Annotated in this window: 16 protein-coding genes and 5 pseudogenes; 8 read left to right on the top strand and 13 right to left on the bottom strand. The window is 69.3% G+C overall.

The annotated features are described in order from the left end of the window. Positions 1–6 precede the first annotated feature (6 nt). A pseudogene (locus H0I39_RS05810) lies at positions 7–1457 on the bottom strand (DEAD/DEAH box helicase). 117 nt (positions 1458–1574) lie between these two features. Beyond that, on the bottom strand, positions 1575–2444 hold the full coding sequence (ypfJ, locus tag H0I39_RS05805; RefSeq protein ID WP_180549880.1) for a KPN_02809 family neutral zinc metallopeptidase: 870 nt from the start codon (positions 2442–2444) through the stop codon (positions 1575–1577). 39 nt (positions 2445–2483) lie between these two features. Here ypfJ and pcp point away from each other — a divergent pair. Together pcp and H0I39_RS05795 are read left to right on the top strand one after the other, a co-directional pair. Beyond that, a pseudogene (gene pcp, locus H0I39_RS05800) lies at positions 2484–3169 on the top strand (pyroglutamyl-peptidase I). A 315-nt stretch (positions 3170–3484) separates the two neighbouring features. Further along, positions 3485–4426: a delta(1)-pyrroline-2-carboxylate reductase family protein gene (locus H0I39_RS05795; protein WP_257645644.1), complete on the top strand. Its 942-nt coding sequence runs from the start codon at positions 3485–3487 to the stop codon at positions 4424–4426. 4 nt (positions 4427–4430) lie between these two features. On the opposite strand, the gene H0I39_RS05790 is transcribed toward H0I39_RS05795, so the two are convergent. The 3 genes and pseudogenes from H0I39_RS05790 to guaD form a co-directional block, all read right to left on the bottom strand. Continuing rightward, the gene (locus tag H0I39_RS05790) at positions 4431–4763 is read right to left on the bottom strand and encodes a hypothetical protein (RefSeq protein ID WP_180549879.1); all 333 of its coding nucleotides are present in this window, start codon (positions 4761–4763) and stop codon (positions 4431–4433) included. 109 nt (positions 4764–4872) lie between these two features. Further along, positions 4873–5439, bottom strand: a complete 567-nt coding sequence (dcd, locus tag H0I39_RS05785; protein ID WP_180549878.1) for a dCTP deaminase — start codon at positions 5437–5439, stop codon at positions 4873–4875. Between the two features lie 56 nt (positions 5440–5495). Next, positions 5496–6793: pseudogene (gene guaD / locus H0I39_RS05780) on the bottom strand (guanine deaminase). A 226-nt stretch (positions 6794–7019) separates the two neighbouring features. On the opposite strand from guaD, the gene H0I39_RS05775 reads away from it, so the two are divergent. Continuing rightward, complete coding sequence (locus H0I39_RS05775) at positions 7020–7556, top strand: TetR/AcrR family transcriptional regulator (RefSeq protein WP_257645643.1); 537 nt, start codon at positions 7020–7022, stop codon at positions 7554–7556. A gap of 103 nt (positions 7557–7659) precedes the next feature. On the opposite strand, the pseudogene H0I39_RS05770 reads toward H0I39_RS05775, so the two are convergent. Together H0I39_RS05770 and H0I39_RS05765 are read right to left on the bottom strand one after the other, a co-directional pair. Further along, positions 7660–8729: pseudogene (locus tag H0I39_RS05770) on the bottom strand (BMP family ABC transporter substrate-binding protein). A 142-nt stretch (positions 8730–8871) separates the two neighbouring features. Next, positions 8872–9099, bottom strand: a complete 228-nt coding sequence (locus H0I39_RS05765) for a hypothetical protein (protein WP_180549876.1) — start codon at positions 9097–9099, stop codon at positions 8872–8874. Between H0I39_RS05765 and H0I39_RS05760 the strand changes: the two genes are divergently transcribed. Then, positions 9086–9523 carry an HIT family protein gene (locus H0I39_RS05760; protein ID WP_180549875.1) on the top strand — a complete coding sequence of 146 codons (438 nt, stop codon included), beginning with the start codon at positions 9086–9088 and terminating at the stop codon, positions 9521–9523. The genes H0I39_RS05765 and H0I39_RS05760 overlap by 14 nt on opposite strands. Before the next feature lies 1 nt (position 9524). Here the strand turns inward: H0I39_RS05760 and H0I39_RS05755 are convergent, their stop codons facing one another. The 5 genes and pseudogenes from H0I39_RS05755 to H0I39_RS05735 form a co-directional block, all read right to left on the bottom strand. Next, positions 9525–10580 (bottom strand): adenosine deaminase, encoded by a 1056-nt coding sequence (locus H0I39_RS05755; protein WP_180549874.1) that lies wholly within the window; start codon positions 10578–10580, stop codon positions 9525–9527. 108 nt (positions 10581–10688) lie between these two features. Continuing rightward, a complete protein-coding gene (locus H0I39_RS05750) occupies positions 10689–10868 on the bottom strand; it encodes a hypothetical protein (RefSeq protein WP_180549873.1) in 180 nt (59 codons plus the stop codon). Beyond that, positions 10787–11884 carry a DUF1521 domain-containing protein gene (locus H0I39_RS05745; RefSeq protein ID WP_180549872.1) on the bottom strand — a complete coding sequence of 366 codons (1098 nt, stop codon included), beginning with the start codon at positions 11882–11884 and terminating at the stop codon, positions 10787–10789. Before H0I39_RS05745 ends, H0I39_RS05750 begins: the two co-directional genes overlap by 82 nt. A gap of 63 nt (positions 11885–11947) precedes the next feature. Beyond that, positions 11948–12945 (bottom strand): annotated as a pseudogene (locus H0I39_RS23960) (aromatic ring-hydroxylating dioxygenase subunit alpha). A gap of 281 nt (positions 12946–13226) precedes the next feature. Continuing rightward, a complete protein-coding gene (locus tag H0I39_RS05735; protein ID WP_180549871.1) occupies positions 13227–14387 on the bottom strand; it encodes a BMP family ABC transporter substrate-binding protein in 1161 nt (386 codons plus the stop codon). Between the two features lie 195 nt (positions 14388–14582). On the opposite strand from H0I39_RS05735, the gene H0I39_RS05730 reads away from it, so the two are divergent. From H0I39_RS05730 to H0I39_RS21710, 3 genes are all read left to right on the top strand, one after another. Continuing rightward, positions 14583–15179 (top strand): hypothetical protein, encoded by a 597-nt coding sequence (locus H0I39_RS05730; RefSeq protein WP_180549870.1) that lies wholly within the window; start codon positions 14583–14585, stop codon positions 15177–15179. Next, positions 15176–15418, top strand: a complete 243-nt coding sequence (locus tag H0I39_RS05725; protein WP_180549869.1) for a hypothetical protein — start codon at positions 15176–15178, stop codon at positions 15416–15418. Before H0I39_RS05730 ends, H0I39_RS05725 begins: the two co-directional genes overlap by 4 nt. Positions 15419–15506: 88 nt before the next feature. Beyond that, a complete protein-coding gene (locus H0I39_RS21710) occupies positions 15507–15635 on the top strand; it encodes a hypothetical protein (protein ID WP_257645641.1) in 129 nt (42 codons plus the stop codon). Between the two features lie 185 nt (positions 15636–15820). Here the strand turns inward: H0I39_RS21710 and H0I39_RS05720 are convergent, their stop codons facing one another. After that, entirely contained in the window at positions 15821–15982 is a 162-nt protein-coding gene (locus H0I39_RS05720) for a hypothetical protein (RefSeq protein WP_180549868.1), read from the bottom strand. A gap of 2 nt (positions 15983–15984) precedes the next feature. On the opposite strand from H0I39_RS05720, the gene H0I39_RS05715 reads away from it, so the two are divergent. Then, positions 15985–16431, top strand: coding sequence for a hypothetical protein (locus H0I39_RS05715; RefSeq protein ID WP_180549867.1), 447 nt, complete (start codon positions 15985–15987; stop codon positions 16429–16431). Positions 16432–16504: the final 73 nt, after the last annotated feature.

Raw genomic sequence — 16504 nt, 5'->3', positions numbered from 1 at the left:
AGCTCCTCAATCCGTAGTGGCCGGCGTGCTCTCCGGCGCCTTGAACAGCGCCGCCACCTTGCGCTTGGACTTGATGTTGGCCGACAGGCCGGCGCGCGCAGGGCGGGTTTTCTGCTCCCACGCGGGCGCCTCGTCCTGCTCGGCGGGCGCTTCGTAGGGTTGGTTGAAGAACGGATCGGCCGGCGCGGCGGCGGGGTGCGGCGCTCGGGGTGGCGGCGCTCGCCACGTTCGCGGCGCACCTCGTCGCGGGCATCGCCGGTCTCGTCGTCACGCCAGCGGCGGCGGCCATCGTTCTGGCGGCCGTGCGGGCGCTCGTTCTCGAACTGCAGGTGCTCCAGCTCAATCTTGGTCTTGAGCAGCTTCTCCAGCTCGCCCATCAGCCGCTGGTCGTGCCGGGTGACCAGGGTGACGGCCACGCCCGAGGCGCCCGCCCGGCCCGTGCGGCCGATACGGTGCACGTAGTCCTCGGCGTGGAAGGGCACGTCGTAGTTGAAGACCGCCGGCACGTCCTTGATGTCGAGCCCGCGCGCGGCCACGTCGGTGGCCACCAGCAGGTCGACCTCGCCCTGCTTGAAGGCTTCGAGCGACTTCAGGCGCTCGTCCTGGCTCTTGTCACCGTGCAGGGCGGTGGTTTTCAGGCCGTCGCGCTCCAGCGCGCGGGCCAGCCGGGCGGTGCCCAGCTTGCTGTTGCAGAACACGAAGGCCTGGCCGAGCTGCTTGTCCTTCAGCACTTGGCGGATGGCGCGGCGCTTGTCGTCCTCGTCCAGCAGGTAGAAGTGCTGCTCGACGGTGGAGGCGGTGGCGTTGGGGCGCGCCACCTCGATCAGCACCGGGTCCTGCAGGTAGCTGGCGGCCAGGCGCTTGATCTCGGGCGAGAAGGTGGCGCTGAACAGCAGCGTGGTGCGCTGCCTGGGCAGGTAGTTCAGGATGCGCTGCAGATCGGGCAGGAAGCCGATGTCCAGCATGCGGTCGGCCTCGTCGAGCACCACGTATTCGACCTGGTTCAGCACCGCGGTCTTGGCCTCGATGTGGTCCAGCAGGCGGCCGGGCGTGGCCACCAGCACCTCGACGCCCTTGCGCAGCTCCTCGATCTGCGGCTTCATGTCCATGCCGCCGAACACCACGGCGCTGCGCAGCTGCGTGTATTTGGCGTACTGCTTCACCTGGCCCGCCACCTGGTCGGCCAGCTCGCGCGTGGGCAGCAGCACCAGCGCGCGCACCGGGTGGCGCGCGGGCGACACGGATGCGGTTTCGTGCTTCAGCAGGCGCTGCAGCAGCGGCAGCGAGAAGGCGGCGGTCTTGCCGGTGCCGGTCTGCGCGGCACCCATGACGTCCTGGCCGGCCAGCACCACGGGAATGGCCTGCGCCTGGATGGGCGTCATGTTTTCGTAGCCCATCTCGGCCACGGCGCGCTGGAGCGGCTCGGCCAGCGGGAGAGAGGAATAGGGTTGTGTCATTAACCCCCAATTGTCGCATCGCAGCAAAAAAGTGCGTGACGGAATTAGGGGTTGCGATCACTATGCAATCAATAGCTGCTTGCGCCGTATCCACGGCGCAAAAGCCCGATTTGATGCTTAAAGCGACTGGGCGTTGAAGGTATCGCAGGCCTGCACGCTGCCCGTCTTGAAGCCCTGCGCGAACCAGCGCTGGCGCTGCGCGCTCGAGCCGTGGGTGAAGGTGTCGGGCCGCACCATGCCGGTCTGCTGGCGCTGCAGGTGGTCGTCGCCGATCCGGGCGGCGGCGTTCATGGCCGATTCAAGGTCGCCCTGCTCCAGCCAGTTCTTGGCCTGCTGCGACTTGTTTGCCCAGATGCCGGCAAAGCAGTCGGCCTGCAACTCCATGCGCACCGACAGCGCGTTGTTCTCGCGCTCGCTGACGCGGCCGCGCAGGCTGTCGACCTTGCCGGTGGTGCCCAGCAGCGTCTGCACGTGGTGGCCCACCTCGTGCGCGATCACGTAGGCGCGGGCGAACTCGCCCGGCGCGTTCAGCTGGCGCTGCAGGGTCTCGAAGAATTCCATGTCCAGGTACACCGTCTGGTCGGCCGGGCAGTAGAACGGCCCCATGGCCGACTGCCCCATGCCGCAGGCCGTGCGCGTGGCACCGCGGAACAGCACCAAGCGCGGCTCGCGGTATTGCGCGCCGCCCTGGCGGAAGATCTGCGTCCACGCGTCCTCGGTCGAGGCCAGCACGGTGGAGACGAAGGCCGCCGCCTGGTCATTGGCCGGTGGTGCCTGGCCCGGCGCCGGCTGCGACACCTGGCTGCCCGCGCCACCCAGCACGCCGATGGTCGTCAGCGGGTTGATGCCGAACACGCCCCAGGCCAGCAGCGCGATCACGATGGTGCCGATGCCGATGCTCTTGCCGCCAAAGCCGAAGCCGCCACCCCCGCCACCGGCGCGGCGGTCTTCCACGTTGTCTGACTGTCGGTTGCCTTCCCATCTCATCGCATGCTCCTCGCGCACTGCTTGCGCTAAATTGTGGCAATGGTAGTCGCCCGCCGCACCCCGCGCCCGTCAGACAAGCCCGACAAGCCGCGTCCCGTTCTGGTGACGGGGTTCGACCCCTTCGGCGGCGACGCGCTCAACCCCAGCTGGCTGGTCGCTCAGGCGCTGCACCGGCGCCAGATCGGCGGCCACCGCGTGGTGGCGGCGCAACTGCCCACGGTGTTCGGTGATTCGCTGAAACGCCTCAACGCCCTGCTGGCCGCGCACCGGCCGGCGCTGGTGATCTGCCTGGGCCTGGCGGCCACGCGCGCGGCGATCTCGCTGGAGCGCATCGCCATCAACGTGAACGACGCCCGCATCGCCGACAACGCCGGTGCGCAACCCATCGACACCCCCGTGGTCGCGGGGCGCCCGCCGCCTACTTCAGCACGCTGCCCATCAAGGCCATGCAGGCCGAGATGAACTGGGCCGGCATCCCGGCCGAGGTCTCGCAGACCGCCGGCACCTTCGTCTGCAACCACGTGTTCTACGGGCTGATGCACCGCTTGGCCACGGGGCGCGGGCTGAAGGGCACGCGCGGCGGCTTCATCCACGTGCCCATGCTGCCCGAGCAGGGCGCACCCAGCCTGCCGCTGGACCGGATGGTCGAAGGCCTGCGCATCGGCATCCGCACCGCGCTGGCGCTGCAGCACGATGTGCGGCTGGGCGCTGGCGCGGTGGACTGAAGCCTGCCCAAGCCGGCAGCGCCCCGTACAGCGGCCGCGCGTTGCGCCGACCAGCCCCGCTGAAAAACAGGGGAGTATGTGTTTCTTGCGCTTATTGGTCGGGCGCTATAGATGTGTCATATGGGGAGTATGTGAGGCGATGCTTGGTTATCAAGAAGTCTTGGATGACGCGCGGCCCTCATCCGCTGTGTGGGAACGGGCTTGCCCGCGATGAGGCGACTCGTCGCAATGAACGCTTGATCGCGGGCAAGCCCGCTCCCACAACACGGTCTGAGACTGGCTGCGAATCAGGAAGCGACGAACCCCCGCGCCCCCATGCGCCAGAATCCCCGCATGAACATCCTGCTCGACGCCGCCCAGACCGCCGCGCGCCTGCCCTGGGCGCCGCTGGTCGATGAAATCGAAGCCCTGCTGACCGACCCCACGGTGCAGGTGCCGCCGCGCACCGTGCTGCCCATGGCGGCGGGCGCGTTCCTGTTCGCCATGCCCGGCTGCGACGCGCGCACGGCCATGACCAAGCTCATCACCTTCACGCCCGCCAACGTGGGCACGGCCACGCCCACCATCCAGGGCGACGTGGCGGTGTTCGACGTGGCCAGCGGTGCGCGCACGCTGATCCTGGATGGCCCCACCGTGACGGGGCGGCGCACGGCGGCCGTGTCGGCGCTCGGCGCGCGCTGGCTGGCGCCGAATCTGGCGGGGCCGATGCTGATCGTCGGCGCCGGCGTGCAGGGACAGGCGCACGTCGAGGTGTTCGCCGCCGCACTGGGCGTGAAGCAGTTCCGCATCGCCTCGCGCCGCCGCGCCAGTGCCGAGGCGCTGGCCGCGCACGCACGCCGCCTGGGTTTGCGGGCCGAAGTGGTCGACGACGCCGATGCCGCGCTGGCCGATTGCCCGCTGGTCGCCACCTGCACGCCCGCCAGCGCCGTGGTGCTGCGCGGCCAGCCGCGTGACGATGCCTTCATCGCCGCCGTCGGCGCCTTCACGCCGCAGATGGTGGAACTGGCGCCCGAGCTGTGCCGCGCCATCGCCGCGCAGGGCCGCATCGTGGTCGATTCGCGCGACGCGGGCCATGAGGCGGGCGACCTGCTGCAGGCGGGCCTCGACGTGGACGCCATGCCGGCGCTGGCCGACATCGTGGCCGGCCAGCCAAAAGCCCGCGACGCGCGCGGGCCGGTGCTGTTCAAGAGCTGCGGCTGGGCCGGCTGGGACCTGGCCGCCGCGCGGCTGGCGGCGAAATCGCGGCCGACGGGCTGAGCGCTTAATTCGAGAGCGCGGCCACCGGCCCCAGGTCGTCCACGCGGGCACCGCCATGGCTGCTGTAGACCGTGGCGGCCTGCGCCGGCGCCGGTGACTGCGCGAACTGGAAGTCGTGGCCCTTGCGCACCTGTGCCTGCGCCACACCGGCGATCGAGGCCAGCAGCAGCACGACCATGGTCAGCAGGCCGATCACCACCACCACGCGCTCGGGCGAAAGCAGTGTGACCAGGTCGTCCGCATCGGCGGCCGGGCTGCGCGGCGGCCGCGCCTTGTTTGCGCGGCAGGCAGCCGGAATCGTGTCCTGAAAGTCGGGGGTGTGCGTGTTCGTAGCCATGCGTTGGATGCTACGAACGTGGCCGCTCGTGACCATTCAGCCAGCGGCGGTGGCTGGCGTAGGAAAAACCGAAGCGCGCCGTCGCCGCACGGCGATGCGGCGCCGTGCCTCAGGTCTTTGGCAGCGTCACGCCCACCTGGCCCTGGTACTTGCCGCCACGGTCCTTGTAGCTGACTTCGCACACCTCGTCGCTCTCGAAGAACAGCACCTGCGCGCAGCCTTCGCCCGCGTAGATTTTGGCCGGCAGCGGCGTGGTGTTGCTGAACTCCAGCGTCACGTAGCCTTCCCACTCGGGCTCGAAGGGCGTGACGTTGACGATGATGCCGCAGCGCGCATAAGTGCTCTTGCCCAGGCAAATGGTCAGCACGTTGCGCGGGATGCGGAAGTACTCCACCGTGCGCGCCAGCGCAAAGCTGTTGGGCGGGATGATGCAGACATCGCCGTGGAAGTCGACGAAGCTCTTCTCGTCAAAATTCTTCGGATCAACCACCGTGCTGTGGATGTTGGTGAAGATCTTGAATTCGGGCGCGCAGCGGATGTCGTAGCCATAACTGCTGGTGCCGTAGCTGACGATCTTCTTGCCGTCGCGCTCGCGGATCTGGCCCGGCTCGAAAGGCTCGATCATGCCGTGCTGCTCGGCCATGCGGCGGATCCACTTGTCGCTCTTGATGCTCATGTCAGGGTACTCTGTTTTTGATAGCTGGTCGCGCTTTCTCCTCAAGCGCCAGACCGCTATTTTGCTTGAGAAATCACGGTGCGCTCGACCACGCGGTCGTCGCCCAGCACGATGAGGGCGAACAGCAGCTCGGCCAGCGTCTCGGCCTGCGCGGTGCGGCGCGCCAGCAGCGGCGTGGCGCCGGGGTTCAGCACCACGAAGTCGGCCTCGCAGCCGGGCTGCAGGTTGCCGACCACGCCTTGCAGATCCAGCGCGCGCGCCGCGCCGGCGGTGTGCAGCCACCACAAGCGCTCGGGCGACAGGCTGATGCCCGGCTTGGGCTCCACGCCCGTGCTGGCCGCGCGGCCGGCGAAGTAAGCCGCGCGCATCGTCACGAAGGGCGAGAAGCTGGTGCCGCCGCCCACGTCGCTGGCCAGGCCGTGGGCGAAGGGCACGCGCTCGGCCCCGCGAAGTCGAAGAAGCCGCTGCCCAAAAAGAGGTTGCTGGTGGGGCACACGGCGGCGGCGGTGTGGGTATCGCGCATCAGCGCGCGGTCGTCGTCGTGGAAGTGGATGCAGTGCGCGTACACGGCGCGGCGGCGCATCAGGCCGTGGTCGGCGTAGATGGCGAGGTAGCTGCGCGAATCGGGAAACAGCGCGCGCGCCCAGGCGATCTCGTCGACGTTCTCGGCCACGTGCGACTGGATCCACACAGCGGGGTACTGCGCGGCCAGCGCACCCGCGCCGCGCAGTTGCGCCTCGGTTGATGTGGGTGCAAAGCGCGGCGTGATGGCGTAGCCCAGGCGGTCCACGCCGTGCCACTTCTTGATCAGCGCTTCGGTATCTATCAGGCTCTGCCCGGTCTCGTCGCGCACGCCATCGGGGCTGTGGCGATCCTGCAGGCACTTGCCGGCGATCAGGCGCAGGCCGCGTGTCTGCGCTTCGGTGAACAGCGCATCGACCGACGCTGGGTGCGAGGTGCAGAAGGTGAGCGCCGTCGTCACGCCGTGGCGCGCCAGCTCGCCGCAGAAGAAGGCGGCCACCTCGGCCGCATGCGCCGGGTCGGCAAAGCGCGCCTCGTGCGGAAAGGTGTAGTGCTCCAGCCAGGGCAGCAGGCCGTCGGCGGGCGAGCCGATCACGTCGAGTTGCGGGTAGTGGACGTGCATGTCCACGAAGCCGGGGGCGATCAGCCGGCCGGGCAGGTGCGTGACGGGCACCTGCGCGAACTGCGGTGCCAACGTCGCGTGCGAGCCGGCGGCCACCACGCGCCGCACGCCGGCGGCATCGCGCTGCGTCACCAGCAGGCCGTCGCTGTCGTGCACGGCCTGGCCGTGGGCGTCGAATCGGAGGAGGGCTGCACGCCAAGCCTGTTGCATGCGGCCATTGTGCCCACGCCGGCCGGCGTGACCGGGCCACCGGCATCGCGCACGATGTGGAAATCGCTATCCAAATAATAGCTTGATGCGCAATGCCAGCCACACGTCATGTCGAATGACATAGTGATTCTGCGGCTTCGTTGCTATGCTGCCATGCTCTGGCCGGGCGGTGCGGCCGGATCGTCAAGAGAGGCGGGCGACCATGCGCGGAACTGTGCGTCGGAAGATGGTGGAAGGGGCAACCCAGGTGCTGCGGCGCCGGGGCTTGCACGCGACCGCGTTTTCCGAAGTGCTGGCGCTGACGGGCACGTCGCGCGGCTCCATCTACCACCACTTTCCGGGCGGCAAGGCCGAGCTGATCGAGGCCGTGCTGGAGGATTTCACCACCTTGCTGGACGACCAGCTGCAGGCGCTGCATGGCCAGCCGGCCGAGGCGGTGGTGCAAGGGGCGCTGGCCCTGTGGCGCGGCATGCTGCTGCGCGACGACTGCGAATCAGGTTGTCCCGTGGTGGCCGTCACCGTGGCGGCCGACTCCAGCCGCCTGCTGCAGGACTGCCGCCAGGCCTTCGCGCAATGGACGGGCACGCTGGCAGCGGCGCTGAAGGCGGCCGGCCTGCCGCCGGCGCAGGCCGCCAGCTTTGCCACGCTGCTGATGGCGGCGGTGCAGGGCGCGATCCTGCTGTCGCGCGCCGCCGGCGACATGGCGCCGTTCGACACCGTGGCCGAGCAGTTGCAGCAGCAGGCCGCGCAGTTCGCGGCCTGAGCGGCGGGGGCGACGTCCGCGCCTGGCGCCTCGATGGGCGCCGGTGTTGGCGCTCCGCGCGAACCCGGCGGATGCATGCACACCTGCCGAGCCGGGCCGGTGCTCAGCGCGGCAGCGGCGTGCGCACGCCGTCGACCAGCCAGTTCATCTGCAGGATCTGCGCATCATCGAGCTTCTGGCCCTTGCCAACCCGCGCGTGGCCTTCGTTGTCGGCGATCGGCCCGCTGAACGGGTGCAGGCGGCCGGCGGCGATGTCCTGCTGCCGGGCCAGCACTTCGCGCTGCACCGCCTGCGGCACCTTGGGGCCGAAGGCCTCGACGCGGATCATGCCTTCCTTCACGCCGCCCCACAGCTTGCCGCTTTGCCAACGGTCATCGCGCACGGCCTGCACGCGGCGCGTGTAGTAGTCGCCCCACTGGTGCGTCACGGCGGCGATCTGCGCCGTGGGCGCCACCTTGCGCATGTCGGAGTGGTAGGCCACGGCCAGTGCGCCGCGCTCCTCGGCGGCGGCCATGACGGCTGTGGAGCCGGTGTGGAAGGCCAGCACGTCGGCGCCCTGGTTCATCAGCGTCATGGCGGCGTCGCGCTCGCGCGGCGGGTTGAACCACTCGTTCAGCCAGATCACGCGCACCTCGGCCTTCGGGTTGACGCTGCGCATGCCCAGCGTGAAGGCGTTGATGCCCTGCAGCACCTCGGGGATCGGAAAGCCCGCCACGTAGCCCGCCTGGTTCGACTTCGTCAGGCGCCCGGCGGCGATGCCGGCCAGGTAGCGTCCCTCGTAATAGCGCGCGTTGGCCGTGGCCACGTTGGGCGCCTGCTTGTAGCCGGTGATGGATTCGAACTTCACGGCCGGGAAGTCGCGCGCCACCTTCAGCGTCGGCTCCATGTAGCCGAAGCTGGGCGTGAAGATGATCTGGTGCCCTTGCGCCGCCAGGTCGCGGATCACGCGCTCGGCGTCGGCGCCCTCGGGCACGTTCTCGACGTAGGTGGTCTGCACCTGCGCGCCCAGCGCCTTCTCGACGGCGCGGCGGCCCTGGTCGTGCTGCTGCGTCCAGCCGGCGTCGGTGAGGGGGTGACGTAGACCCAGGCCGCCCTGATCGGCGCACTGGACTGGGCGAAGGCGGGAGACAAACAACAGGCGGCCACGAGTGTGGCGGCGAGGTTTTTGTACATGGTGTTCCTCTACATGGCCCCGAAAACAAACAACGCCAGGCCACCGGGGCATCGGCATGGCGGGCGCGATTGTAGGGCGGCGGGTGCGCGCGTGCTGGCGGCTGCCGTGGGGCGCCATCAATTTGATAGTGGGGTGCGCCCGTCATCCAATGATTTCAAAGGATAAACACATGAAATCAAGGTGTGACAGGCGCCAGAAGCTATGGATGTAGGAGCGGCGGAAGCCGCGAAGCAGCGCCTCTGTCGCGCCACACCCGTTCGCGGCTTCCGCCGCTCCTGCAACAGGCGGGCGATGAAGGATCGCGTTTCCTACACTGCGGCTTTTCCCGTACACCTTCATGTCAAGGAGCTTCGCCATGCCCATGTTCATCGACACCTCGCCACCCGGCCAGTGCATCTTCTGCCGCCTGGTGGCGGGCGAGATCCCTTCGGCCCGCGTGGCCGAGGACGATCTGGCGCTGGCCTTCATGGACCTGGGCCAGGTCAACCCGGGCCATGTGCTGGTGGCCAGCAAGCGCCACGCCGCCACGCTGTTCGACCTGACGCCCGAGGAAGCCGGCGCCGTGATGCGCATGGCACAGCGCGTGGCGCTGGCCGCGCGCACCGCGTTCGATCCTGACGGGCTGATGCTGCTGCAGGCCAACGGCGCCGTGGCGGGGCAGACGGTGGGGCACTTTCACATCCACGTGGTGCCGCGGCACGATGGTGATGGCATCGACTACACCTGGCCGCGCAAGGAGCCCGGCCCCGCCGCGCTGGAGGCCTATGCCCAGCGCCTGCGCGCGGCGCTCTGAATCAGCGGTTGAAGCGCTCGAAGCACGCGTCCAGCTGCTCGCGCCAGCGCGCCTTGGCCGCCGCGTCGGCAAAGCTGGCCTCGAAGCTGTTGGCGGCCAGCTGGTACGCGTGCCGTGCCGTCAGGCCGGTGGCGGCGGCCACGGCGCGCAGGTTGTCGTTCACGTAGCCGCCGAAGTAGGCCGGGTCGTCGGCGTTGACGGTGGCGCACAGGCCGGCGTCGAGCAGCGCCTTCAGGTTGTGGTCCGCCAGATCGGGGAACACGCGGAGCTTCTGGTTCGACAGCGGGCACACCGTGAGCGGCACGCGCCCGGCGCCCAGACGGCGCATCAGAACCGCGTCGTGCACGGCCTGCACGCCGTGGTCGATGCGCTCCGCCTTCAGCACGTCCAGCGCCTGCCAGATGTAGTCGGGCGGCCCTTCTTCACCAGCGTGCGCGACGATGCGAAAGCCCAGTTCGCGGCAGCGCGCGAACACGCGGGCGAACTTCTCCGGCGGGTGGCCCACCTCGCTCGAATCGAGCCCGACGCCGATGAAGTGCTCTCGAAAAGGTAGCGCCGTCTCCAGCGTCTCGAAGGCTTCGCGCTCGCTCAGGTGGCGCAGAAAGCACAGGATCAGCGTGGCGCTAAGGCCGTGCTTCTGCGGCGCCTCGGCGCAGGCGCGCGACAGGCCGCGGATCACCGTGCCCATCGGCACGCCGCGCGCCGTGTGCGTCTGCGGGTCGAAGAAGATCTCGGCGTGTACGACGTTATCGGTAGCTGCCCGCGCCAGATACGCCTGCGCCGTGTCGTAGAAATCCTGCTCGTGCAGCAGCACGCTGGCACCTTGGTAGTAGATGTCGAGAAAGCTCTGCAGGTCGGTGAAGGCGTAGGCGCGGCGCAGTGCATCCACGCTGGCGTAAGGCAGCGCCACGCCGTTGCGCGCCGCCAGCGCGAAGATCATCTCGGGCTCCAGCGAGCCTTCGATGTGCATGTGCAATTCCGCCTTCGGCATGGCGGCCAGCAGCGCGGGCAGGTGGTCGGCGGGGATTCGGTCGATCAGGTCGGCGGGCGCGGTCATGCGGGGCATTCTGCACGCGCACGCCAGTGCGGTGCGGCCCAAAAAACGACCCGCAGGGCGGGCCGTTTCAAAGGCTTGGGAGACTTGCGTTTTCTTATGGCGTCGCGCTCAGCGCAGCTGGCCCAGCATCAGCCTGGTCAGGGCGCTGCGGCCGGCGTCTTCGTTGCGGAACACCGCCACGCCGTCCACCGCACCGATGGCGCCCATCAGGCGCGTGACCGGGTTGAAGGGCAGCAGGCCGGGGTTGTTGGTGCGCCAGGCCAGCGAGCCGCCGCTGCGCGTGTCCACGGTGCCGTTGCGGTGGTGGATGTTGACGGTGTGGGCGTCGGGCTGTTCGACCCGGGCGCGCGGCGGCACCAGCAGCGGCTTGTTGCGCATCGGAGGGTGTCGCTGCTGCTGCGGCCCGGCTCCCAGCTGGACGCCTGGCTGCCCATGTGGCTGAAGATGCCGCCCATCAGGCCGGTCATCAGGAACAGGCCCAGCGCCTGGCCGAACTGCTGCGTGAACTCGTAGGGCTTCACGGCGTTCGGCTTGGTGATGTCGAAGTCCTTCTGGCCGGCCAGCTTGCCGGTGTCGGCGTTGAGCCAGCCTTCGCCGTTGGGGTTCTCGCGCACCACGAAGCCGTCCTGCGTGGCCCAGTCCAGCGCCTGGCCGCCGCGGTCGGCGTATTCCACCTGCAGGTCGCCCAGCTTGTTCTGGCTCAGGCCGGTGATCTTCAGCGCGTGGTCGCCGCGGGTCACGGTGACTTCGCTGGAGACGCATTCGTTGGGGTTGTTCTTGAACGGCTCGGTGTCGATGGTGATCTTGGTGCCGTCTTCCAGCTGGAAGGTGGTGGTGCCCCAGAAGTTGGCGTCGGTCTTGCCGTCCTTGTTCCAGTCGATGTGCGGGTCGCCCCAGATGTTGGTGACTTCGCCGTTGTTCTTGTTGACGATCTTGATCTGCGAGTTCTTCTCGTCCAGCTGCAGCTTGTAGTTGCCCAGGTCGATGTCGGCCTTGCCGTTGCCGGGGTTGTTCACCGTCCACTTGGCGTCGCTCTTGCCGTCGGGCTGTTTGCAGGGGCAGAAGCAGCCTTTCTTGTCCAGCGTGCCCAGCTGGAACTGGTTGGTGTGCGGCAGCTTGGCGCGCAGGGGCCGGCAGCGCCGATGGGGGCAAAGCCGATGGCGGCAACGGCCACGAAGCCGGCGGGTGAAGTGCTGAACATGATGGTGGTCCTCCGGGAGTTTGTTGGCAACGGGCCGCCGACGTGTGCGTGGGTTCGTCAGCGGCTTGGCCCGCAGTAGACCTGTTGCCAACGGGCGCGACAAGCTGTTACCGATACCATCGGTAACGCCCCCATTGGTAGTGTTACCAGGCGCCCGGCGCCCGTGTCAGGCGGTCACGCCGAAGCCGATGCCGCTCTGCTTCAGATAGCGCCGGTAGGCGGCCGACAGGCGGTCGGCGGCGGAATGCGCCTCGGCGTCGGGCGCCAGCGGCAGGCGCTTGGGGCGTTGCGATTCGAGGATGGGCTGGTCCTGCCCGAAGATGGTGTCCTGGAACGCGATGAGCCGCGCGTCGGGCGAATCGAAGTCGTTCATCGCCATGCGCGTCCAGGCCACGCTGGTTTCCTCGGTCACGGGGCAGACGAACATGGCGATGGATTCCCACAGCCCGTCGATGGCCGTGCTGCCCGGCTCGGGCTGCTTGGTCAGCACCGCCGCGTAGGGCGCGGTGACTTCGTAGGTGTATTCCACCTGCGCGCCGCTTTCGGCATGGATCGACGAGCGCGGCTGCCAGGCGCGGCAGCCGGTGGCCTTCACGCCGTGCAGCGTGGGGGTGACTTCATACGGCGGGATTTCGGGCCGCTCGCGGCTGCCCAGCCAGCCTTCGTGCACGTAGCCGAAGTGCGCCATGTCGAGGAAGTTCTCGATGATGCGCGGCGCGCTGGCCTGCACCAGGTAGGGGCCGCTGGTGGTCTTGCGCAGGCGCGGCTCGGCCTCGGCGGCGAAGGCGGGCAGGTCGTGGATTGGCAGCGCCGGCCCTCGGGCGCGGCCAGGCGCACCCACAGCATGCCGTGGGCCTCGCGCGTGTCGAAGGTGCGGGCGCAGTGGCGCGCGCCGGGCGTGAAGCCGGGCACGGCCGGGATGTGCGTGCACTGCCCGCCGGCCTGAAAGCGCCAGCCGTGGTAGGGGCATTCCAGCTGCCCATCGGTCACGCGGCCCAGCGAGAAGCGCGCGCCCCGGTGCGGGCACTGGTCGGCCCAGGCGTGCGCGGCGCCTTCGCCGTCGCGCCACAGCACCAGCTCTTCGCCGAGCAGCACCGCGGCCACGGGCTGCGCGCCCACGGCGTGGGCGAGTGCGACGGGATGCCAGAGGGTGCGTTCGATCATGGTGAAAGGGTGCAGGCAAGAAGGTTGACAGCGCGTCGATCCATATACTCCCCAATATGCCGGCCGACAGCGCTCGTCAGACGGGCGCTGGCGCCACATACTCCCACTTGTCGCTTCAGCGTTGCCAAGGCGCCGCTACCCACATTGAGGCGGCCGCGGAGCAGGCCATGCGGGCGAACGCCGCGGAAGGGCGTGGCCCGCCCGCTGGCGTTGTCCCCCTTCCCGCGAAGCGCAGCGCAGCGAGAGAGGGGAAGCGGCGTCAGCCGCTCAGGGGATTCGCCTCAGTTCTTTCCGGGCACCTTGCCCTCCACGCCCTTCACGTACCAGTTGATGCCACCCAGAAACTTGTCGTCGGCCACGGTGCCTTCGGCCAGCACTTCCTTGCCGGTGTTGTCGCTGATCGGGCCCTTCCAGATGTTGTACGTGCCGGCCTTCAGGCCGCTGCGCACTTCCTCCAGCTTGGCCTTGGCATCTTCAGGCACGTCGGCGGCCAGCGAGACGAGGTCGATCGCGCCTTCCTTCACGCCCCACCAGGTCTGGCCGGTGGCCCACTTGCCGTCCAGCGCCTCGCCCACGGCCTTGATGTAGTACGGGGCCCAGTCGATGATGGCCGAGCCCAGGTGCGCCTTGGGGCCGTAGGCGGTCATGTCGCTGTCCCAGCCGAAGCCGCGCTTGCCCATCTTCTCGGCGGTCTGCAGCACGGCCGACGAGTCGGTGTTCTGGAACAGGATGTCGGCGCCGCCGTTGATCAGCGCGGTGGCGGCCTCGGTCTCCTTGGGCGGGTTGAACCACTCGTTCACCCACACCACCTTGGTGGTGATCTTGGGGTTGGTGCTTTGCGCGCCCAGCGTGAAGCTGTTGATGTTGCGCACCACCTCGGGGATCGGGATCGACGCCACCACGCCCAGCGTGTTGCTCTGCGTCATCTTGCCGGCGATCACGCCCGCCATGTAGGCGCCCTCGTAGGTGCGGCTGTCGTAGGTGCGCATGTTCTCGGCCGTCTTGTAGCCGGTGGCGTGCTCGAACTTCACGTCAGGGTGGTCGGCGGCCACTTTCAGCATCGGCTCCATGTAGCCGAAGGTGGTGCCGAAGATCAGCTTGTTGCCCTGGCCCGCCATGTCGCGGATCACGCGCTCGGCATCGGCGCTCTCGGGCACGCTCTCGACGTAGCTGGTGACGATGCGATCGCCGAACTCCTTCTCCAGCGCCTTGCGCGCGTTGTCGTGCGCGAAGGTCCAGCCGCCGTCGCCCACCGGGCCGACGTAGGCGAAGGCGATCTTCAGCGGGTCGGCCTTGGCCGGCGCCGGTGCCTCGGCCGCCGGGGCGGGCGCCGGGGCCGGGGTGGGTGCCGGCTCGTCCTTCTTGCCGCAGGCCACCAGGGCGCTGGCAGCGGCCGCCAGGGCGGCGAGTTTCAACAGCGAACGCTTGTGGTGATCGGTCATGGTGGTTCCTTCGGCTACGAGGGCGGCAGTTGAAACCGCGGATTATGCGGGAGGGCCGGCGGCGGCCTGGCAGCCCCTCTTCGTGGGGTGAGCCGGAAACTGTTTGATCCAGATCAATCGCGCGGACCCGTGCGACAGGTTTTGTAAAGGGAGAGTTTGAATAATGCAAACCAATTATTTAATTGTGACTCGATCATGAAAGCCGTCCTCGTCGCCCTTCCCGAGCGTGATGCCTTCGCACTGACCCTGTTCGTCGGCAAGGTGCTGGAGGGCTGGCAGTGCGACGCGGCAGACCTGGCGCACCCGGTGCCGGCGGGCGACCTGTATGTGGTGGACATGGACGCCTGGCTGGCGCGCCACGGGCGGGCGCAGGCCGGGGCCGAACTGGCGGCGCTGGTGGGCGAGCGGCCGGCCGTGCTGGTCGGCAACGTGCCGGCGCAGGTGGCCGCGCACGGTGCACCGTGGGTGGTGCTGCCCCGGCCGTATGGCGCGCAGTCGATGCGCAGCGCGCTGGAAGAGGCCTGGACCGCGCGCGCACGGCCCACGGCGGCGCCTGCTGACGTGGCGCCCGCGCCCGCCGAGGTGTTCTTCAGCACCTCGGCCTTCGGCTTTTCGACCGCCGAGCCGATGCGCGTGGCGCAGGCCACACCGCCGCCCACGCTGGGCGAGGGGCCCTGTCGATCGAGGCCTTCCGCGCCTGCGTGGACAGCTCGCCGAACGAGGCCTGCCGCCATTTCCTGCGCCAGCTGGGCGACCGCCTGGCGCAGCCCGGGGCGTTCGAGATGGGCGTGACGCTGATCAACGGCATCATCTTCAACCCCGCGCAGGCCTGGGTGGCCAGCAACACGCCGCTGTCCGTCATGCGCATGGTGTGCCGCAGCCGGGCGCTGGGAGAGCACGTGCGGATCACGGCCCTGGCACCCACCGTCGACGCCCGCGCGCGGGCCGAGCAACGCGGCATGACGGTTCACCCGCTCGACGACATGCTGTTCGCGCTGGCCCAGATGGGCGAGTGCCGGCTGCCGCACTGAACGGCGCTCGGCCACGTCGCGCACCCGCCACGGCCGGCGCTGCCGCACGGGATGCCGGCGGCCTGGTCGCTTAGACTTTGCCTCCGGTATGAAACTGGTACTGGTTGGCTTCCCGTCCCGCGATGCGTTCGCGATCAGCCTGATGGTGCGCAAGGACCATCCGGGCTGGTCGTGCGATGCCGCACCGGCGGCCCAGGCGCCCTGGCCCGAGGCCTAGCTGGTCATCCTGGACAGTGAGGGCTGGCAGGCCGAGCAGGGCGCCGACTGGGCGGCCCTGGTCGGCAGGCGGCCCGCCGTCATCGTGACGCCCATCGTGTCGCAACGCGATGATCTGCGGCAGCAGGCCGAACAGCAGGCGGCCGATTGGGCGCGCCAGGGCTGGGCGGTGGTGCGGCGGCCGTTTCATGCCGCCGACGTGCGCGAGGCGCTGCCGACGACGCTGCAGGCAGCGTCGCCGGGGCGGAACCCGCGCCGGTCGAAGCACCCGCCCCTTGCCACCGCCACCGCCACCACCACCGCCACCTGCACCTGCACCTGCACCTGCACCTGCACCTGCACCTGCACCCGTGGCCGCCCCGAGCGTCAGCGTGCCGCCGCCTGCACCCGCGCCCAGCGCCCCGCCGGCCCAGAGCGTGCAGATCAGCGACGGCGCCCTGACGCTGGACGAGTTCGAGGCCGTGCTGGTCAGCTCACCGCACCCCTCCAGCCACCCCATCCTGCGCGACGTGGCGCAGCGCCTGCGCGCGGGGCAGCCGTTCGAGGTCATGGTGACCATGCTCAACGGCGCCATCCTTCACCCGGCCGAGGGCTGGGTGGCCAGCAACACGCCGGCCTCGGTGTTCGGCATGGTGCTGAAGAGCCGCGTGCTGAGCACGCAACTGCAGATCATTCCGCAGCGGCCGCACGTCGACCTGCGCCAGCGCGCCGAGCGGCGCGGCATGACCATCCACCCGGTGGAAGCCATGCTGTACGTGCTGGCCACCGCCGCCGAATGCCGCGTGCCGGAGCAGTGAGCCGCAAGGCTGTGGCCTGAGGGCGCCCCCGAGGCGCAGCTGGGGCAGATACTCCCTGCATACCACCCCGTCA

Origin of the sequence: Ottowia beijingensis (assembly GCF_013423955.1) — a bacterium.
Classification (GTDB): domain Bacteria; phylum Pseudomonadota; class Gammaproteobacteria; order Burkholderiales; family Burkholderiaceae_C; genus Ottowia; species Ottowia beijingensis.
The sequence above is the reverse complement of the archived record's forward strand: the minus strand, read 5'-3'. Positions and strand labels throughout refer to the sequence as shown.

What these genes read in the sequence shown, in the direction of transcription:
- ypfJ (WP_180549880.1), bottom strand. Translation starts at nt 2,444, where the DNA reads ATGAGATGGGAAGGCAACCGACAGTCAGACAACGTGGAAGACCGCCGC.
- H0I39_RS05795 (WP_257645644.1), top strand. Translation starts at nt 3,485, where the DNA reads ATGCGCCAGAATCCCCGCATGAACATCCTGCTCGACGCCGCCCAGACC.
- H0I39_RS05790 (WP_180549879.1), bottom strand. Translation starts at nt 4,763, where the DNA reads ATGGCTACGAACACGCACACCCCCGACTTTCAGGACACGATTCCGGCT.
- dcd (WP_180549878.1), bottom strand. Translation starts at nt 5,439, where the DNA reads ATGAGCATCAAGAGCGACAAGTGGATCCGCCGCATGGCCGAGCAGCAC.
- H0I39_RS05775 (WP_257645643.1), top strand. Translation starts at nt 7,020, where the DNA reads ATGGTGGAAGGGGCAACCCAGGTGCTGCGGCGCCGGGGCTTGCACGCG.
- H0I39_RS05760 (WP_180549875.1), top strand. Translation starts at nt 9,086, where the DNA reads ATGCCCATGTTCATCGACACCTCGCCACCCGGCCAGTGCATCTTCTGC.
- H0I39_RS05765 (WP_180549876.1), bottom strand. Translation starts at nt 9,099, where the DNA reads ATGAACATGGGCATGGCGAAGCTCCTTGACATGAAGGTGTACGGGAAA.
- H0I39_RS05755 (WP_180549874.1), bottom strand. Translation starts at nt 10,580, where the DNA reads ATGACCGCGCCCGCCGACCTGATCGACCGAATCCCCGCCGACCACCTG.
- H0I39_RS05735 (WP_180549871.1), bottom strand. Translation starts at nt 14,387, where the DNA reads ATGACCGATCACCACAAGCGTTCGCTGTTGAAACTCGCCGCCCTGGCG.
- H0I39_RS05730 (WP_180549870.1), top strand. Translation starts at nt 14,583, where the DNA reads ATGAAAGCCGTCCTCGTCGCCCTTCCCGAGCGTGATGCCTTCGCACTG.
- H0I39_RS21710 (WP_257645641.1), top strand. Translation starts at nt 15,507, where the DNA reads ATGAAACTGGTACTGGTTGGCTTCCCGTCCCGCGATGCGTTCGCGATC.